This window comes from Janthinobacterium glycogeni, assembly GCF_051380725.1.
In the GTDB taxonomy this organism is placed as follows: Bacteria; Pseudomonadota; Gammaproteobacteria; order Burkholderiales; family Burkholderiaceae_D; genus Janthinobacterium.
Window position 1 is genome coordinate 440,798 of the sequence record NZ_JBNYXP010000003.1, and the last position, 18,330, is coordinate 459,127.

The following is an 18,330-nucleotide window of genomic DNA, read 5'->3' on the forward strand; positions in this document are numbered from 1 at the left end:
ATACTTTGCTTACTCAACAAGCAAGTATTTTTTGCAAGACGTCGTCGCCAGCCCATCTCCCGTGCAGCACCGCCATCTGAAGGAAGCGACATGGAACAATTGATACAGCAACTGCTTTCCGGCTTGAAAGGTATCTGGAAGTACCGCTGGCATGCGGTGCTGGTGGCGTGGCTGGTGGCCATCGGCGGCTTCATCAAGGTGATCACCCTGCCCGACGACTACCAGACGTCGGCGCGCGTGTTTGTCGATACGCAAACCATCCTCAAGCCGCTGATGTCCGGCATGACCAGCGTGCCGAACACGGAACAGCAGGTGGCCATCATGAGCCGTACCCTGCTCAGCCGTCCGAACGTGGAGCGGGTCATGCGCATGGTCGACCTCGACCTGGACTCGAAGACCGTGCGCGAGCACGAGGCCCAGCTGGACGAGTTGATGAGCCGCATCAAGATCACGGGCACCAACGCCTATGACATCTACACCATCAGCTACAGCGGACGCGACCCCAAGCTCGTGCGCGACGTCGTGCAAAGCCTGCTGACCATCTTTGTCGAAGGCAGTTTCCAGGGCAAAAAAGGCGATTCTCAGAAGGCCGTGCAGTTCATCGACGAGCAGATCAAGAATTACGAGGACAAGCTGAGCGCGGCGGAAAACCTGGTGAAGGAATTCAAGATCCGCAACAACCTGCTGCTGCCGCGCCAGGGCATCGACTATGGCAGCCAGTTGCTGATGTCGTCCGATAGCCTGAACAATGCCAAGCTGGAACTGGTCGAGGCGGAACAGGCGCGCAAGGCCATCCAGAGCCAGATCGAGGGCGACGAGCCCGTGCTCGACATGGAGCCGAATGCGGCGTCCATCACGAATCCCGAACTCGACGAGCGCATCGCCTCGCTCAACAAGAACCTCGACAACCTGCGCATGCAATTTACGGAATTGCACCCCGATATCATCGCCTCGAAGCGGCTCATTGCCCAGCTGGAAGAACGCAAGATCGAGGAAAGCAAGCTGAAAACGGCGTCCGGCGACCCGGGCAAGAACTACAGCCCCATGCTGCAGCAGTTGAAGGTGGCGCTGACGGACGCGGACGCCAAGGTGGCCGCCATCCGCGCCCGCGTGCAGGAATACACGGCGCGCAACGAACGGCTGCTGGCGCAGAGCAATGCCGTGCCCGAGGTCGAATCGCAACTGGCGCAGCTCAACCGCGACTACATCATCAACAAGGAAAACTATGAAAAGCTGATCGGCCGGCGCGAAGCGGCCAAGCTGTCGGGCGAACTCAGTTCCACCACCGAAATGATGGCCTTCAAGATCATCGACCCGCCCACGGTGCAATATGCGCCCGTCGGCCCGAACCGGCCGCTGCTGTTCAGTGCGGCGCTGGGCGCGGCGCTGGTGGCGGGCGTCGCCACGGCCCTGCTGATCAGCCAGGTGCGCCCCACCTTCCTCAGCCCCGCGGAACTGCGCGACGCGACGGGCTTGAACGTGCTGGGCACCGTATCGATGAACTGGACGCCGCTGCAGCAGGTACGCCGCCGCCGCGCCCGCTATGGCTTCGGCGCCTGCCTGGGCAGCCTGTTCCTGCTGTACGGCGGGGTCATGACGGCCGCGCTGCTGAAATTCTAGAGCCACCAAGGGAGCGACGATGAGCAGCAAGGACAGCGGCAAGCAGGAACCCACGATCCTCGGCGTGGCCGAGGCCGGCGTGCCCTATGGCGTGGATGGCGCGCAGGCGGCCCGGTCGCCCCAGTACCGGGCCCTGAACCTGGACCGGCTGGCCGAGCAAGGCATGCTCACGCACGATGGCGGGCGCAGTTCGGTGGCCGAGGATTTCCGCATCATCAAGCGCCCGCTGCTGCGCCAGGCGCGCGCCAGCGGCGCCGAGGCCATCCGCCACGGCAACCTGATCGTCGTCACCAGCGCCATGCCCGGCGAAGGCAAGACCTACTGCGCCATCAACCTGGCCATGAGCATCGCCATGGAAATGGATATCACGGTGCTGCTGGTCGATGCCGACGTGGCGCGCCCGTCCGTGCTGAAAGTGCTGGGCCTGCCGCCCGAACCGGGGCTGATGGACGTGCTGCTCGACCCGCAACTGGCCATGGCCGACGTGATCCTGAAAACCAATGTGGACAATCTGAGCATCCTGCCCGCCGGGCGCAGCAACAAGCACGCGACGGAATTGCTGGCCAGCCGGGCCATGAGCCGGCTGCTGGCCGAAATCGCCAGCCGCTATGGCGACCGCATCGTCGTCTTCGATTCGCCGCCCCTGCTGATCACCAGCGAAGCGCACGCGCTGGTGGGGCAGATGGGACAAGTGGTGATGGTGGTCGAGGCGGAAACGACGACACAGCACGCCGTCAAGGAGGCGCTGCGCCAGATCGAGTCGTGCGAACACATTCATTTGATCTACAACAAGACCAAATCGTTCCCCGGCAACGACTACTACGGTTATGGCTATTACGATTAGCCGCCGCGCGCCGCTGCCGCTGCTGCTGTCCCTGCTGCTGCCGGCGCCGGCGGGCGCGGTCGACTGGCTGGTGAAACCGTCGCTGCGCCTGCGCGAAAGCTATACGGACAACGCCTTGCGCGCGCCGCCGGGCCAGGCGCAATCGGACTTCATCACGGAAATCGCGCCCGCCATCGCCCTCATCGGCACGGGGCCCCGGCTGCGCGTGCACCTCGACTACAGCTGGCATAAATACCTGTCGGGACAGCGCGCCGATACGGACAACCACGAACTGCATGCCTCGGCCGACGCCGAACTGGTGAAGGACTGGTTCTTCATCGATGCGGACGCCAGCGTCAGCCGACGCAACATCTCACCGTTCGGCCCGCAGCTGATCGACGACCTGCCCGAAACGGACAATACCAGCACAGTGCGCACCACGGGCATCAGCCCCTACCTGCGCCACCGTTTCCACGGCCTGGCCACGGCCGAGCTGCGCTACACGCGCAACTCGGTCGATAGCGGCGGCGACTTGCTGTCCGTACACAGCGATGAGATGGAATTGCTGCTCAGCGGGGAGCCGCGCGGCAACGGCTGGACCTGGAACGGCAGCCACGACGTACGCCGCACCCAGGACAGCAAGCTGGCGCCCGTGCGCATGCAGCGCAGCAGCGTGGGCCTGCGCTATCCGTTCAACAGCAAATGGTCGGCCACGGCCAGCGGCGGCATGGAAAAGGAAGGTTATATCTCTACCAGCGGCAAGGCGCCTGAGGGCCGCTTCTGGTCGCTGGGCGGCGTGTGGACGCCGTCGCCGCGCACCAGCATCGCCTTCAGCACGGGCAAGCGCTTTTTTGGCACCACCTATAGCCTGGACGCCAATTTTCTACAGCGCCATACCAACTGGCAACTGAACTACAGCGAAAACATCACGACCATGCCGACGCAATTTTCGCGCCTGGGAAACCGCGACGCGGGCCAGTTGCTTGATCAATTGTGGCGCGGCATCTTTCCCAACGCACGCGACCGGCGCCTGCGCATCGACGCCTTCCTGCGCTACGCCAACAGCCTGGGGCCGGAACGGGGCGCCATCAATTATTTCAGCCACCGCTATTTCCTGCAAAAGCAGCTGAAGCTGACGATGGCGCGCGCCACGGCAAAAAGCACGATGATCGCCGGCATCACGGCCGTCGACCGCACGGCGCAGACGGCCAGCGGCGTCGACAGCGGCTTGCTGCCCGGCGTGGAATTCGGCAGCGAAGACCGCACGCGCCAGATCGGCGGCAACCTGGGCTGGAGCTGGCAAGCCAGTTCGCGCACCAGCGTGAATGTCAATGCCGGCTACGCCAGCGTGCGCTCGCTGACCGTGCCCCGGCGTGACAACAACATCACCGTGACGGCGGGTTACACCCGTCTCCTGCAGCCGAACATGACGGCCAGCATCGACGTGCGGCATACGCGGCACGCCAGCAACCGGGGCGGCGACTACCGCGAAAACGGCGTCAGCGCCACCCTCAACATGCAGTTCTAAGGAGGCCGCAGCATGTCCGATCCCTCTCTCGCGTCCGCCGCGCCGGCGCACCTGCTGTGCGTGGTGGCCGCGCGCCCCAATCTGATGAAGATGGCGCCCATCCTGGCCGCCCTGGCGCGACAGACACCTGCCGTGCGCGTGACCTTGCTGCATACGGGCCAGCATTACGACACGGCCATGAACGGACAGCTGTTTGCCGACCTCGACCTGCGCCCGCCCGACATCGCCCTCGACGTCGGCTCCGGCAGCCACGCGCAGCAGACGGCCGAGATCATGCGCCGCTTCGACGCCGTGCTCGACGCGCATCCGCCGCTGGCGCCCGACGCCGTGCTGGTGGTGGGTGACGTCAATTCCACCCTCGCTTGCGCGCTGGTGGCGGCCAAGCGCAGCACGCCCGTGATCCATGTCGAGGCGGGCCTGCGCAGCGGCGACCGTCGCATGCCCGAGGAAATCAACCGCGTGCTGACGGATCAATTGTCCGATCTGCTGCTCACCAGCGAAGAAGGCGCGCGCGCCAACCTGCTGCGCGAAGGCATCGCCCCCGAACGCATCCACTTCACGGGCAACGTCATGATCGACAGCCTGCGGCAGCAGCTGCCGCGCGCGGTCAAGCCCGCCGCCACCCTGCGCGCGCACGGCCACGCCTGCCCGCGCGCGTATGGACTGTTGACCTTGCACCGTCCCTCGAACGTGGATGATCCGGCGCAGCTTGCAGCGCTGCTGCGGGCGCTGGGGCAACTGTCAGCCCGTTTGCCGCTGCTGTTTCCCATCCACCCGCACACCCTGGCCGGCCTGCGCCTGGCGGGCCTGGAACCGCTGCTGGCGCAACATGCCATCGTCCGCCTGCCGCCGCTGGGCTACCTGGAAATGCTGGGCCTGATGCAGGAGGCGCGCCTGGTGCTGACGGATTCGGGCGGCATCCAGGAAGAAAGCACGGCCCTGGGCGTGCCCTGCCTGACCCTGCGCGCCAACACGGAGCGCCCCGTCACCGTGACCGATGGCACGAACACGCTGGCCGGCACGGACCCGGCCGCCATCCTGCAGATGGCCAGCACCATCCTGGACACGGGCGGCAAGCGCGGCCGCATTCCGCCCCTGTGGGATGGCCATGCGGCCGAGCGCATCGTGGCCGTCATCGCGCCGTGGCTGGCGGCGCGCCGGGGACAACCATGACCCCGCCGCCTTCCTCCCTGATACTGCGCAATGCGCTGACCGTCGACGTGGAAGACTATTTCCAGGTATCCGCCTTTGCGCCGCACATCGCGCGCGCCGACTGGCCGCGCTTGGAATGCCGGGTCGAGGCGAACATCGAGCGCATCCTGCTGTTGCTGGAGAGCCGCCGCATCCACGCCACCTTTTTCACCCTGGGCTGGATCGCCGAACGCTATCCGGCCATGCTGCGCCGCGTGGCCGACGCCGGACACGAAGTGGCCAGCCACGGCTATGCGCACCTGCGCGCCAGCGAGCAGTCGGCCGCGCAGTTCGCCGACGATGTGCGCCGCAGCAAGGCCATCCTGGAGCAAATAACGGGGCTGGCCGTGCGCGGCTACCGGGCGCCCAGCTTTTCCATCGGCGCGGCCAATCTGTGGGCCTTCGACGTGCTGCAGGACGCCGGGTACCGCTACAGTTCCAGCATCTACCCGATCCGCCACGATCATTACGGCATGCCCGATGCGCCCCGCTTCGGCTGGCGCCCGCGCGGCCCGCACGGCGTGCTGGAATTGCCCGTCAGCACCGTGCGCCTGCGCGGGCGCAACCTGCCGGCCGGCGGCGGCGGCTATTTCAGATTGATGCCGTATGCACTGTCGCGCTGGCTTTTGCGACGCATCAATTCGCGCGACGGGCAAGCTGGCATATTCTATTTTCATCCTTGGGAACTCGATCCCGGCCAGCCGCGCCCGCCAGGCCTCAGCACCAGGACGCGCTTTCGCCACTACCTGAACCTGGGGCGCATGGAAGCACGGCTGGGGCGCCTGACCCGCGACTTTGCCTGGGACCGCATGGACCGTATTTTTCTGGAAAGCACATGATGCACGAGGCCAGCCTTGCTCCCGACCCGGCACAGTCCAGCGCCGCCATCGCCGTGCGCTCCCTGCAGGGGCACGAGCATGCGCGCTGGGATGCCTTTGTCGACACGTGCCCGGAAGCGACCTTTTTTCACCGGGCCGGCTGGCAAACCATCATGGAGCAAGGTTTTCAGCACGACAGCTATTTCCTGTACGCGGAACAGGATGGACGCATCGCCGGCGTACTGCCGCTGGCCCATCTGCGCAGCCGCCTGTTCGGTTCTTCCCTCGTCTCGCTGCCGTTTTGCGTCTACGGCGGCGTCGCCGGCGGCGGCGCGGGGGTGCGCCAGGCGCTCGACAGCGCCGCGCTGGCGCTGGCCCGGCGCCTCGGCGTGGGGCACGTGGAATACCGCTGGCGCGAAATGCATGAAAATGCGCCAGAAAATGCGGATGCGCCCTGGCTGCACCAGCCCCTGTACGCGACCTTCCGCAGGCCCTTAAGCCCCGATGCCGAACAGAACCTGCTGGCCATACCCCGCAAGCAGCGCGCCGTCGTGCGCAAGGCCATCGCGGCCGGCCTGCACAGCGCCGTCGACCATGACCTCGAGCGCTTCTACCCGCTCTACGCGGCCAGCGTGCACCGGCTGGGCACGCCCGTCTTCGCGCGCCGCCATTTCGCCCTGCTGCGCACGGTTTTCGGCAGCGATTGCGAGATCCTCACCGTGTATCACGGCCAGCAGGCGCAGGCCAGCGCGCTGCTGTTCTATTTCCGCGATGAAGTGCTGCCCTACTACGGCGGCGGCAGCGTCCTGGCGCGCAGCACGGGCGCCAACGACTTCATGTACTGGGAAGCGATGCGCCGCGCCTGCGCGCGCGGCTACCGCCTGTTCGACTTCGGCCGCAGCAAGCTGGGGACCGGCGCCTACGATTTCAAGAAGAACTGGGGTTTTACGCCGCAGCCGCTGCCCTATGCCTACCAGCTCGTGCGCGCCAAGGCCTTGCCATTCGTCAATCCGCTGAATCCGAAATACGCGCTGTTCATCCGCGCCTGGCGCCGCCTGCCGCTGCCGCTGGCCAACCTGCTGGGGCCGCATATCGTGCGGCAACTGGGCTAAGCAAGGAGATTCACCATGCGCGAACTGCTCTTCCTCGCCCACCGCCTGCCGTATCCGCCCAACAAGGGCGACAAGATACGCTCGTGGCACATGCTGCAATACCTGAGCCGACATTTCCGCGTGCACCTGGGCTGCTTCATCGACGATGACGACGACTGGCGGCACGCGAAAACCGTGGCCGCCCTGTGCGCCAGCACGCGCTTCATCGACTTGCGGCGCGGCCCGGCCCGCTGGCGCGCCATGCAGGCGCTGCTGTCGAGGCAAGCCATGAGCGTGCAGTACTACCGCGATGCACGGCTGCTGCAATGGGTCGACGGCTTGTTATCGGGCAACAAGGTGCGTCACGCGCTGGCCTTCTCCGGACCCATGGCGCAATACATCGACGGCAGCGCGGGCCGCGGCCTGCACCGCGTGATCGATTTCGTCGACGTCGATTCCGACAAGTGGCGCCAATACAGCGACAGCAAGCCCTGGCCCATGTCGCTGCTGTACCGGCGCGAAGCGCAGCTGCTGCTGCAGTACGAACGCCATATCGCCCAGCAGTTCACGGCCGCCAGCTTCGTCTCGCCGGCCGAGGCGACCCTGTTCCGCCAGTGCGCCCCGATGGCGCGGCGCAAGACCGGCTACGTCAACAATGGCGTCGATACGGCGTATTTCACGCCCGTGCCGGCCCAGCCCGGCGTGTATCCACCGGGCGTGCAGGCGCTGGTATTCACGGGCGCCATGGATTACTGGCCGAACGTCGACGCCGTGCAATGGTTCGTGCGCCACGTCTGGCCCGCCCTGCGGCGCCAGTTTCCCCAGCTGCAGTTCTATATCGTCGGCAGCGCGCCCGTGCCCGCCGTGACGGCGCTGGCCAGGATTCCCGGCGTGGTGGTGACGGGCAAGGTGCCCGATATCCGGCCCTACCTGGCTGGCGCAGCGCTGGCCGTGGCGCCGCTGCGCATCGCCCGCGGCGTGCAAAACAAGGTGCTTGAAGCGATGGCGATGGGCAAGATCGTGCTGGCCACGCCGCAAGCGCTCGAAGGCATCGCCGCCCAGCCAGGCCTGGAACTGCTGCTGGCGCGCGACGACGCCGAATTCATCCACCATGCCGCGCGCGTGCTGCGCAATGTCCGGAATGGTGCGGCCGAAGGCAGCGGCGCGGCCATCGGCGCGGCGGCGCGCCAGCTGGTCCTGCAGGAATACGACTGGGAACGCAATCTGCGCGCACTGGGCGCCATGCTGGGCCTGCCTGCGGGGGCCGATGCGGCTGTCAGCGGCGCCGCCACGCCCTTGCAGCCGGTGCGGGAGCCGTCCACATGAGCTTGCAGCTCGACCAGGTGAGCCGTTTGCCGGCGGCGGCCGTCTTGCCGCCGGACCGGCGCCAGGCCGCGCTGGCGGCCTTGCTGCTGTCCCTGGCAGGCGTCGTGCTGCTGTACCACGCCACTTTCTGGTCGATGGTGGAACTGTGGGCCCGCTCGCAAACCTTCGCGCACGGTTTCGTGATCGTGCCCATCAGTTGCTGGCTGGCATGGCGTCAGCGCGCCCGCCTGGCGGCGCTGGCGCCCCAGCCGTCGCCGCTGGGCTTGCTGCTGCTGGGCGCGCTGGGCCTGGCGTGGCTGCTGGCCGACGCCGCCAACGTGCCCGTGGTGGAACAGTATGCGGCCATGGCCATGTTGCCCGCCTGCGTGCTGGCCATTCTCGGCTGGCCGGCCGTGCGCCTGCTGGCTTTTCCATTGGCCTATCTGTTCCTCGCCGTGCCGTTCGGCGAAGTGTTCCTGGAACCGCTGATCGACTTCACGGCCGCCTTTGCCGTCACCGCGCTGCAATGGTCGGGCGTGCCCGTGTTTCGCGATGGCAGCAATTTTTCACTGCCCACCGGCAACTGGTCGGTGGTGGAAGCGTGCAGCGGCTTGCGCTACCTGATCGCCGCGCTGGCCCTGGGCGCGCTGTTCGCACATGTCAACTGTCACAGCACGCGGCGGCGCCTGGCGGTCATGGCCGCCGCCCTGCTCGTGCCCATCCTCGCCAATGGCGTGCGCGCCTACCTGATCGTGATGCTGGGCCACCTGAGCGACATGCGCCTGGCCGTGGGCGTCGATCACCTGATCTATGGCTGGCTGTTCTTCGGCCTGGTGGCGCTGCTGCTGTTCTGGCTGGCCGCGCGCTGGCGCGAATCGCCGCCGCCACGCGCCGTGCCGCCCGCTCAGCCCATGCGCCTGAGCGCCACCAGCGCGGCCAGCCCGCGCGCCGTCGTGCGCGCCGGCATCGCCTGCCTGCTGCTGGCGGCCGTGTGGCCGGCACTGGCCCTGGCCAGCCACCGCGACGACGGCCCGGCGGCAACCGATTCCCCCACCGTATTGGCCTTGGCCGATCCGACCGGCTGGCACCGCCTGCAAGACGCGGCAGCCGCCTGGCAAGCGCCATATGCGGGCGCGCCCGCGCGATTTGCCGCCACGTACGCGCACCGGGACGGCGACGGCGCGCCGGTGGGCCTGCAATTGCACTGGTATGCGCGCCAGGCGCGCGATGCCGAACTGCTGACGCACCAGGCCTCGCCGTATGGCCCCCGCTGGATGCCGCTGGCGCAGCGCGTGCAAGATGTCAACCTGGCCAGCGGCCAATTGGCGGTGCGCGAAAGCGTGCTGGCGCAAGGGGGCGCACGCCTGCTGGTATGGCGCGTCTACCGCCAGGGCGGCATCGTCACGGCCAGGCCCGTGCTGGTGAAACTGCTGCTGGCGCAAGCCAAGCTGCTGGGCAGGCGCCAGGATGGCGCCGACATCATCGTCTTTGCCGCCTACGACGAGCTGGCGCCGCCGCCGCGCGCGCGCCTGCAAGCCTTCCTGCGGGCGGCCTTGCCCGTCATCGAACAACGCTTGCAGGAGCTGCCGCATGGCCCTTGACTTCGATACCGGCGGCACGCGGCAGGCTGCCGAAGGGGCCGGCGCCGCTCCCCTGATCGTGCACGTGATCCACCAGCTCGACGTGGGCGGGCTGGAAAACGGTCTTGTCAACCTGATCAACCATTTGCCGCCCGAGCGCTACCGTCACGCCATCGTCTGCATGAAAAACGCCACCGCGTTCCGCCAGCGCCTGACTGCCCCTGGCGTCGACGTGATCAGCCTGGACAAGCGCGAAGGCAAGGACTGGCGCCACTACCTGCACCTGTACCGCGTGCTGAAACAGCTGCAGCCGGCACTGGTGCACACGCGCAACCTGGGCTGCCTCGAAGCGCAGCTGCTGGCCTGCCTGGCCGGCGTACGCCTGCGCGTGCATGGCGAACACGGGCGCGACATGAGCGACTTGCACGGCACCCGCCGCAAATACCGGCTGCTGCGCAAATTGATGCTGCCGCTGGTGCAGCACTTCATCGCCGTCAGCGCCGACCTGGGCCACTGGCTGGTGGACGCCATCGGCGCGGCGCCCGCGCAGGTGTCGCACATCGGCAACGGCGTCGACAGCGTGCAATTCCATCCGCGCCTGGGTCCTGCGGCCGCCGTGGGCCCGCCCGGTTTCCTGTGCAACGGCGCCTTCGTCATCGGCAGCGTGGGCCGCATGGCGGCCGTCAAGGACCATGCCTCGTTGGTGCAGGCATTCCTGCAGTTGCTCGAGCAGCCGGGCGCCCGCGCGCGTCTGCGCCTGATCATCGTCGGCGACGGGCCGTGCCGCCAGGCCTGCCTGGAGTTGCTGCAACAGGCCGGCGCGGCGCACCTTGCCTGGCTGCCCGGCGCGCGCGACGACGTGGCGCAACTGCTGCGCGCGATGGACCTGTTCGTGCTGCCGTCCTTGGCCGAAGGCAGCTCGAACACCATCCTCGAAGCGATGGCGACGGGGCTGCCCGTCGTCGCCACGCAGGTGGGCGGCAACGCGGAACTGGTGCAGTCGGGCTGGAGCGGCACGCTGGTGCCGCCAGGTTCGCCCGAGATGCTGGCCGACGCCATGCTCGACTACTACAGCATGCCCGAGCTGGGCCCGCGTCACGGCGCGCGCGGACGCCGCCAGGTGTTGGCCGAGCACAGCCTGCCCGCCATGGCCGGCGCCTACCTGGCCGTGTACGACCGCCTGACGGGCGCGCGCCAGCCGTCCCACCTGTCCACTTATCCCTGAAAGGCCTTCCATGTGCGGCATCAGCGGCATCTTTGATTTGCAGGGCCAGCGCGACATCGACGTGCTGCTGCTGGCGCGCATGAACCATAGCCTGCGCCACCGCGGGCCGGACGAAGGAGGACTGCACCGCGAGCCGGGCCTCGGCCTGGCGCACCGGCGCCTGTCCGTGATCGACCTGGCCAGCGGCCAGCAGCCGCTGTTCAACGCCGACCGCAGCATCGCCATCGTCTTCAATGGTGAAATCTACAACTATCGCGCCCTGATGGCGGAATTGCGCCAGTTCGGCCACCCCTTCCGCACCAGCAGCGACACGGAAGTCATCGTCCACGCCTGGGAACAATGGGGAGAGCAATGCGTGCAGCGCCTGCGCGGCATGTTCGCCTTCGCCCTGTGGGACCGCCGCCGCCACGTGCTGTTCCTGGCGCGCGACCGCCTGGGCGTCAAACCGCTGTACTACGGCGAGGCGCAGGACGGCACCCTGCTGTTCGGCTCCGAACTCAAAGCCCTGCTCGCGCATCCGGCCATGCCGCGTGAACTCGACCCGCTGGCCGTGGAAGAGTATTTCGCCTACGGCTACGTACCCGAGCCGCGCAGCATCTTCCAGCACGCGCGCAAGCTGCCGCCCGGGCATACCCTCTCCATCCGCGCCGGCCAGCCGCTGCCCGCGCCGCAAGCGTATTGGGATATTCCGTTCACGCCGAACCCGCCCGCCAGCGAGGCGCAGGCGGCCGACGAACTGCTGGCGCGCCTGCGCGAGGCGGTGCGCATCCGCATGGTGGCCGAAGTGCCGCTGGGGGCATTCCTGTCCGGCGGCGTCGATTCGAGCGCCGTCGTGGCGCTGATGGCCGGGGCCAGCACCACGCCCGTCAACACGTGCTCCATCTCGTTCGGCGACCCCGCGTACAACGAGGCGCACTACGCCGACCTCGTGGCGCGCCGCTACGGCACGGCGCACCACGCGCGCCAGGTGGAGCAGGACGACTTCGAGCTGATCGACCTGCTGGCCAATCTGTACGACGAGCCGTTCGCCGACAGTTCCGCCATGCCCACTTACAGGGTCTGCCAGCTGGCACGCCAGCGGGTCACGGTGGCCCTGTCGGGCGACGGCGGCGATGAAAGCCTGGCCGGCTACCGGCGCTACCGCCTGCACACGCGCGAGGAAAAAGTGCGCAAGGCGATGGACCCGCTGCTGCCGGCCGGCCTGCGCCAGTCGCTGTTCGGCACCCTGGGGCGGCTGTATCCGAAGGCCGACTGGGCGCCGCGTTTCCTGCGCGCCAAGACCACCTTCGAAGGCCTGGCGCGCGACACGACGGACGCATATTTTCACGGCGTCAGCCTGCTGGGCGACGCCATGCGTGCGCGGCTGTTCAGCCCCGCGCTGCGGCGCAGCCTGCAAGGCTACCGCGCCGTCGAGGTACTGCGCCGCCACGCGCTGGCCAGTCCCGCGCAGGATCCGCTGTCGCAGGTGCAGTACCTGGACCTGAAAACCTAGCTGCCCGGCGACATCCTCACGAAAGTGGACCGGGCCAGCATGGCGCATGCGCTGGAAGTGCGCTCCCCCCTGCTCGACCATGAACTGGTGGCGTGGATGTCCGGCCTGCCGCCGCAATTCAAGCTGCGGCGCGGCGAAGGCAAGTACCTGCTGAAAAAGGCCCTGCGCCCGCTGCTGCCCGACACCCTGCTGTACCGCCAGAAGATGGGCTTTTCCATCCCGCTGGCCGACTGGCTGCGCGGCCCGCTGCGCCAGCGCCTGCAGCAGCGGCTGCTCGGTCCCGCGCTGGCGCAGTGCGGCCTGTTCGACATGGACTACGTGCGCCTGCTGCTCGAGCAGCATGCGAGCGGGCGACGCGACTACAGCGCGCCGCTATGGTCGCTGCTGATGTTCGAAGCCTTTTTGCGCCAGGTGCTGCCCGTCGACGGCCGCAAGGCGGCGGTACCCGCGCCGGCCATGGCCATGGAGTGAACCCATGCGCATCCTGCACATCCTCGACCACTCGCTGCCCCTGCACAGCGGCTACACGTTCCGCACCCTGGCCATCCTGCGGCAGCAGCGCGCGCTGGGCTGGCACACCATGCAGCTCACCAGTGCCAAGCAGGGGCCGTCCGATGGCGCGCAGCAGCTGGTCGACGGCTGGCATTTCTACCGCACAGCACCCGATGCCCGCTGGTGGGCGCGCCTGCCCGTGCTGCGGCAGGCGGCCGTCATCGTCGGCCTGGCCGTGCGCCTGCGCCAGCTGGCGCAACGGCTCAAGCCCGACATCCTGCACGCGCACTCGCCCGCCCTGAACGCCATCGCCGCCCTCAACGCGGGCCGCGCGCTGGGCATTCCCGTCGTGTATGAAGTGCGCGCCTTCTGGGAAGACGCGGCCGCCGACCATGGCAGCAGCCCGCCCGGCGGCTTGCGCTACCGCCTCACGCGCGCGCTGGAAACCTATGCGCTGCGCCGCGCCGACGCCGTCACCACCATCTGCGAGGGCTTGCGGCGCGAGCTGTGCGCGCGCGGCGTGCCCGCGCATAAAATCACCGTGATCCCGAACGCCGTCGATGCGGGCGCCTTCAGCGTCACGGCGTCCGACGACCTGTGGCTGGCGCATAAACTGGGCCTGCATGGCCACCTGGTCATCGGCTTCATCGGCTCTTTCTATGCCTACGAGGGCCTGGCCCTGCTGCTGCGCGCCATGCCGCGCATGCTCGCGGCGCAGCCGGCATTGCGGCTGCTGCTGGCCGGCGGCGGGCCGCAGGACGGGGCGCTGCGGGCGCTGGCGGCGCAACTGGGCATCGCCCACGCCGTGGTGTTTGCGGGCAGAGTGCCGCATGCGCAGGTGGCAAGCTACTATCAGCTGGTCGACATCTGCGTGTATCCGCGCCTGCCGATGCGCCTGACCGAGCTGGTGACGCCCTTGAAACCGTTAGAGGCGATGGCGCAGGGCCGCCTCGTGGTGGCGTCCGACGTGGGCGGCCACCGCGAACTGATCGACCATGGCAAGACGGGCGTGCTGTTTCGCGCCGGCGACGCCGGGGCGCTGGCGCAAGCCATACAAGCCCTGCTGCTGGCGCCCGCCAGCTGGCCGGCGTTGCGGCAGCAGGCGCGCGCGTTCGTCGAAACGGAGCGCAGCTGGGGCGCCAGCGTGGGCCGCTATGCGCCCGTGTATGCGCGCGTGGCGGCGGGTGCGGTCGGAGTCGTGCCATGATCTTCACGGGCTTGCGCATCGCGCTGGTCGGCCCGCTGCCGCCGCCGGCCGGCGGCATGGCCAATCAAACGCAGCAGCTGGCGCGGCTGTTGCGCGAGGACGGCGCGCAAGTGCAGCTGCTGGCCGTCAACGGCCCCGTGCTGCCGCCGTGGCTGGCGCGCATCCGCTACCTGCGCGCCGCGCTGCGCCTGCCACTGCTGCTATGGCGCCTGTGGCGCGCCGCCAATACGGTCGACCTGTTCCACGTCATGGCCAATTCCGGCTGGTCCTGGCATCTGCAGGCCGCCCCCGCGCTGTGGATCGCCAGCCTGAAAGGCAAACCTGCCCTGCTCAATTACCGGGGCGGCGAAGCGGCGGCCTTTTTCGCCCGTTCACCGCGCCTGGTGGCGTTCAGCCTGCGCCGCGCCAGCGCCATCGTCGTGCCCTCGGCCTACCTGGCCGGCGTCTTCGAGCAGTACGGCCATACGGCCCACATCGTGCCGAACGTGGTGGACTTGCAGCGCTTTGCGCCGGCCGCGCCGCATGCGCCTGGCGACGACGGCCCGCGCATCCTCGTGGCGCGCCACCTGGAACACCTGTACGACAATGCCAGCGCCGTGCGCGCCTTCGCCCTCGTGCGGCAAAGCTATCCATCGGCGCGCCTGGTGCTGGCCGGGGGCGGGCCGCAGCGCGCGGCGCTGGCGCGCCTGGCCAGATCGCTCGGCGTGAAAGATGCCGTGCGCTTCGCCGGCCCCGTCGACAACGCCGCCATGCCGGCCCTGTACCAGGCCAGCGACATCGTCCTCAATCCCAGCCTGGCCGACAACATGCCCAATTCCGTGCTTGAAGCGCTGGCTTGCGGCATCCCCGTCGTCAGCACCAATGTGGGCGGCATCCCCGCGCTGCTGCAGGACGGCGTGACGGCGCTGCTGGTGCCGCCCGGCGATCCGGCCGCCATGGCGCAGGCCATCGTGGCGCTGCTGCGCGACCCGCCGCGCGCGCGCGCGCTGGCAGAGGCGGGTCTGGCGCACGCCGCCGCCTTCGGCTGGCCCGGCATCGCCCCCAGGCTGGCCGCCCATTACCGCCGCATCCGCGCCGCGCCGCGCCCAGGCGCCTACACGCGCCTCGTCGCCCATTGGCTGTTTCCCCTGCACGAATGGCTCAAGGGCCACCACAGCGCACGCCTGCTGCGCCGGCTCGAACGCTCGCAGTGGTGGAGCGCGCAGCAGCTGCAAGAGTGGCAGCTGGCGCGCCTGCGCGCGCTGCTGCGCCATGCGGGCGCGCACGTGCCCTACTACCGCGCGCTGTTCGCCCGCAGCGGTTTCGACCCCGAGCAGGTGCGGCAGCTGGCCGATCTATCGCGCCTGCCGCTGCTGCGCAAAAGCGATATCGCCGCCGCGCGCGACAGCTTCAAGTCCGCCCGCGCCGTGGGCTTGCGCCCGTTCGCCACGGGCGGCTCCAGCGGCGAACCGCTGCAGTTTTTCCTCGGCCGGCGGCGCGTCAGCCACGACATCGCCGCCAAGTGGCGCGCCACGCGCTGGTGGGGCGTCGACATCGGCGACCGCGAAGCCGTGCTGTGGGGCTCTCCCATCGAGCTGCATGCACAGGACCGCCTGCGCCGCCTGCGCGACGCGCTGCTGCGCACCACCTTGCTGCCCGCGTTCGCCATGTCGCCCGCGCGCCTCGACGGCTACGTGCAGCAATTGCGCCGCTGGCGCCCGCGCATGCTGTTCGGCTATCCGTCGGCCCTGTGCCGCATCGCCAGCCATGCCGGCGCGCGCGACCTGCCGCTCGACGGCCTGGGCGTGAAAGTGGCGTTCGTCACGGCCGAGCGCCTGTACGACGAGCAGCGCGCGCAGATCGCCGCCGCCTTCGGCTGCCCCGTGGCGAACGGCTACGGCGGGCGCGACGCGGGCTTCATCGCCCACGAATGCCCGGACGGCGGCATGCACATCACGGCCGAAGACCTCATCGTGGAAATCCTTGATAGCCAGGGCCGGCCGCTGCCGGCCGGGGCCACCGGGGAAATCGTCGTCACCCACCTGTCCACGCAAGACTACCCCTTCATCCGCTACGCCACGGGCGACGTGGGCGCGCTGGGCACCGAGCCGTGCGCCTGCGGCCGCGGCTTGCCCCTGCTGCAGAAAATCGAAGGGCGCAGCACGGATTTCCTCACGGCCGTGGACGGCACCGTCATGCACGGCCTGGCCCTCGTCTACATCGTGCGCGAACTGCCGCAGGTGCGCAGCTTCAAGATCATCCAGGAAAGCCTGCTGCGCACGCGCGTGCTGCTGGTCTGCCTGCCGCGCCTCGATGACGCCACGCGCAGCACCATCGTCACCGGCTTCCAGGCCCGGCTCGGCGCGCAGGTGGACGTCATCATCGAGGAGGTCAACGAGATCGCGGCGGAGGCGTCGGGGAAGTATCGGTATGTGGTGAGCAAGGTGGCTTAACGACGAAACGCCACCGAATAAGGTTGCTTTGGTTGTCAATATCAGCTTATGGAGTAGAATCTGGTATGGTAACTGGAGGGTGTCATGGCAAAGTTGGAAGTCTCAAAGCCGGCAAAAGCGAAGAGCGCGCATCGAATGACAGTGCCTGACGCAAGCAAGGCCCTGGGTGATTCGCTCCGAAAGATCGGCGCAAAAGGCATCGACCTTGGCGAGGGCTACGTATTGGTCAAGATACGACGCCCCAAACAGCTAGCGCATCATGCGCGTGAAAAGGATGCGGCGTATGTACCGCGACAGCTGCCGGGAGTGCCTGTGGTTTCTAGTGCAGATCTCCAGGAATTGATCCAGCGATTCCAGCGCACACATACAATGCAAGCCGGTATAAGCACGATTCCGCCAGAAAATCAGGCATTCCTCGATCAGTTTTCCCGCCAGGAAATGCAAAGATATGCGAGCCTGGAAAAGAAAGGCGAATTGGTCGATTCAAGAACACTGGCCGAGCAAATGGGCGTGACGCGGCAGGCGATCAGCAAGGCCGTGACGGAACAGCGAATGTTTTCCATGGATAGTGTCTCCGGCAAGAAGCTGTACCCTGCCTTCTTCGCCGATCCCACCTTGAACCGTCGCCAGCTCAGCAAAGTGAACAAGGAATTGGGCCAGCTGGCTGGGTCCAGCAAGTGGCAATTCTTCACCACTGCGCGGATGTCGCTCAACGGCAGCAGTCCGCTCAATGCTTTACGGAAAGGAAAATTTGCCGACGTCATCGCCGCAGCGACAGCGTTCAGGGAGGCATGATGTGGCCGCGACCAGGCTGAAACCACCTCCGAAGGTGCTGGCAACGAGCGCGACGCTTCCCGTCGTCGGGTTGCCGGTGCCCAGTCTGTACCGTATCTCGGGACATGCGACTGGCGAACCCTATTTTGGCTCCAGCGGAGGGAACCGGTTTGATGCACCTGGCTGCAAGAAAGGCCATCCCGAATACAAGACTTGCTATCTGGGGCCGAGCTTTGATGTTGCTCTTGCCGAGTCCCTGTTGCACGATGCAGTGCCTGTGAAGGGTGCATTTCCTATCGCCAAATCCGAGATTGATCGCCGGTGGGTACATCAATTCATTGGTAGTTTGCGACTGTTTGACCTGACCGGCCATTTGCTCAAGCAGATGGGCGGACATGCTGGCCTGACCGGCACCTCAAGTTACACGCTGCCGCAACAATGGGCGCTGGCCGTGTATCGCAATCCGCTCCAGGTCGATGGCTTCCTGTATATGTCGCGTCATTTCACCAACGAAAAAGCGGTCGTGGTATTTGATCGCGCCAGGTCCTATCTCACGGCCGTCGGTGGACCTGTCCAGCTTATAGCGGCACCGGAAATGCCGGATGCCATGCGACTGTTTAATATCATTCCTGCGTGAGATCGCCAGCCGTCCAATAAAAACGCAAAACCCTGCTTACTGCGCAACAGGTCTGTTTCATCATATACGTGCGGCGCCAAAATTGCCGCACACCATAGACATGGCACTCCGTCGA

13 protein-coding genes and 1 pseudogene are annotated in these 18,330 nt (G+C 67.4%); all 14 read left to right on the forward strand.

The window, feature by feature from the left end; genetic code table 11:
• Positions 1-90: 90 nt before the first annotated feature.
• The 14 genes and pseudogenes from ACQ4W4_RS10485 to ACQ4W4_RS10550 all read left to right on the forward strand — a co-directional run bounded on the left by ACQ4W4_RS10485 (position 91) and on the right by ACQ4W4_RS10550 (position 18,215).
• Positions 91-1,620 carry an XrtA system polysaccharide chain length determinant gene (locus ACQ4W4_RS10485; protein ID WP_436541938.1) on the forward strand — a complete coding sequence of 510 codons (1,530 nt, stop codon included), beginning with the start codon at positions 91-93 and terminating at the stop codon, positions 1,618-1,620.
• A 19-nt stretch (positions 1,621-1,639) separates the two neighbouring features.
• A complete protein-coding gene (locus ACQ4W4_RS10490) occupies positions 1,640-2,464 on the forward strand; it encodes an XrtA-associated tyrosine autokinase (protein ID WP_436541939.1) in 825 nt (274 codons plus the stop codon).
• Positions 2,448-3,971, forward strand: a complete 1,524-nt coding sequence (locus tag ACQ4W4_RS10495; RefSeq protein WP_436541940.1) for a TIGR03016 family PEP-CTERM system-associated outer membrane protein — start codon at positions 2,448-2,450, stop codon at positions 3,969-3,971. The genes ACQ4W4_RS10490 and ACQ4W4_RS10495 overlap by 17 nt, the downstream gene beginning before the upstream one ends.
• A gap of 12 nt (positions 3,972-3,983) precedes the next feature.
• Positions 3,984-5,144 (forward strand): non-hydrolyzing UDP-N-acetylglucosamine 2-epimerase, encoded by a 1,161-nt coding sequence (gene wecB, locus ACQ4W4_RS10500; protein WP_436541941.1) that lies wholly within the window; start codon positions 3,984-3,986, stop codon positions 5,142-5,144.
• Positions 5,141-6,001, forward strand: a complete 861-nt coding sequence (locus tag ACQ4W4_RS10505) for an XrtA system polysaccharide deacetylase (protein WP_436541942.1) — start codon at positions 5,141-5,143, stop codon at positions 5,999-6,001. Before wecB ends, ACQ4W4_RS10505 begins: the two co-directional genes overlap by 4 nt.
• Positions 6,001-7,092: a FemAB family XrtA/PEP-CTERM system-associated protein gene (locus tag ACQ4W4_RS10510; RefSeq protein ID WP_436542025.1), complete on the forward strand. Its 1,092-nt coding sequence runs from the start codon at positions 6,001-6,003 to the stop codon at positions 7,090-7,092. The genes ACQ4W4_RS10505 and ACQ4W4_RS10510 overlap by 1 nt, the downstream gene beginning before the upstream one ends.
• A gap of 15 nt (positions 7,093-7,107) precedes the next feature.
• Positions 7,108-8,397: a TIGR03087 family PEP-CTERM/XrtA system glycosyltransferase gene (locus ACQ4W4_RS10515; protein WP_436541943.1), complete on the forward strand. Its 1,290-nt coding sequence runs from the start codon at positions 7,108-7,110 to the stop codon at positions 8,395-8,397.
• Entirely contained in the window at positions 8,394-9,977 is a 1,584-nt protein-coding gene (xrtA, locus tag ACQ4W4_RS10520) for an exosortase A (RefSeq protein WP_436541944.1), read from the forward strand. Before ACQ4W4_RS10515 ends, xrtA begins: the two co-directional genes overlap by 4 nt.
• Positions 9,967-11,181 (forward strand): TIGR03088 family PEP-CTERM/XrtA system glycosyltransferase, encoded by a 1,215-nt coding sequence (locus ACQ4W4_RS10525; protein WP_436541945.1) that lies wholly within the window; start codon positions 9,967-9,969, stop codon positions 11,179-11,181. Before xrtA ends, ACQ4W4_RS10525 begins: the two co-directional genes overlap by 11 nt.
• A gap of 10 nt (positions 11,182-11,191) precedes the next feature.
• Positions 11,192-13,144 (forward strand): annotated as a pseudogene (locus tag ACQ4W4_RS10530) (XrtA/PEP-CTERM system amidotransferase).
• A gap of 4 nt (positions 13,145-13,148) precedes the next feature.
• The gene (locus ACQ4W4_RS10535) at positions 13,149-14,372 is read left to right on the forward strand and encodes a TIGR04063 family PEP-CTERM/XrtA system glycosyltransferase (RefSeq protein WP_436541946.1); all 1,224 of its coding nucleotides are present in this window, start codon (positions 13,149-13,151) and stop codon (positions 14,370-14,372) included.
• On the forward strand, positions 14,369-16,804 hold the full coding sequence (locus ACQ4W4_RS10540) for a glycosyltransferase (RefSeq protein ID WP_436541947.1): 2,436 nt from the start codon (positions 14,369-14,371) through the stop codon (positions 16,802-16,804). The genes ACQ4W4_RS10535 and ACQ4W4_RS10540 overlap by 4 nt, the downstream gene beginning before the upstream one ends.
• Before the next feature lie 84 nt (positions 16,805-16,888).
• Entirely contained in the window at positions 16,889-17,599 is a 711-nt protein-coding gene (locus ACQ4W4_RS10545; protein WP_436541948.1) for a hypothetical protein, read from the forward strand.
• A gap of 1 nt (position 17,600) precedes the next feature.
• Entirely contained in the window at positions 17,601-18,215 is a 615-nt protein-coding gene (locus tag ACQ4W4_RS10550) for an RES family NAD+ phosphorylase (protein ID WP_436541949.1), read from the forward strand.
• The last annotated feature ends 115 nt before the right edge of the window (positions 18,216-18,330 follow it).

Bases quoted from the DNA above. Each gene is read 5' to 3' on its own strand.
- ACQ4W4_RS10490 (WP_436541939.1), top strand. From the start codon at position 1,640: ATGAGCAGCAAGGACAGCGGCAAGCAGGAACCCACGATCCTCGGCGTG.
- ACQ4W4_RS10510 (WP_436542025.1), top strand. From the start codon at position 6,001: ATGCACGAGGCCAGCCTTGCTCCCGACCCGGCACAGTCCAGCGCCGCC.
- ACQ4W4_RS10495 (WP_436541940.1), top strand. From the start codon at position 2,448: ATGGCTATTACGATTAGCCGCCGCGCGCCGCTGCCGCTGCTGCTGTCC.
- wecB (WP_436541941.1), top strand. From the start codon at position 3,984: ATGTCCGATCCCTCTCTCGCGTCCGCCGCGCCGGCGCACCTGCTGTGC.
- ACQ4W4_RS10540 (WP_436541947.1), top strand. From the start codon at position 14,369: ATGATCTTCACGGGCTTGCGCATCGCGCTGGTCGGCCCGCTGCCGCCG.
- xrtA (WP_436541944.1), top strand. From the start codon at position 8,394: ATGAGCTTGCAGCTCGACCAGGTGAGCCGTTTGCCGGCGGCGGCCGTC.
- ACQ4W4_RS10535 (WP_436541946.1), top strand. From the start codon at position 13,149: ATGCGCATCCTGCACATCCTCGACCACTCGCTGCCCCTGCACAGCGGC.
- ACQ4W4_RS10485 (WP_436541938.1), top strand. From the start codon at position 91: ATGGAACAATTGATACAGCAACTGCTTTCCGGCTTGAAAGGTATCTGG.
- ACQ4W4_RS10525 (WP_436541945.1), top strand. From the start codon at position 9,967: ATGGCCCTTGACTTCGATACCGGCGGCACGCGGCAGGCTGCCGAAGGG.
- ACQ4W4_RS10505 (WP_436541942.1), top strand. From the start codon at position 5,141: ATGACCCCGCCGCCTTCCTCCCTGATACTGCGCAATGCGCTGACCGTC.
- ACQ4W4_RS10545 (WP_436541948.1), top strand. From the start codon at position 16,889: ATGGCAAAGTTGGAAGTCTCAAAGCCGGCAAAAGCGAAGAGCGCGCAT.
- ACQ4W4_RS10515 (WP_436541943.1), top strand. From the start codon at position 7,108: ATGCGCGAACTGCTCTTCCTCGCCCACCGCCTGCCGTATCCGCCCAAC.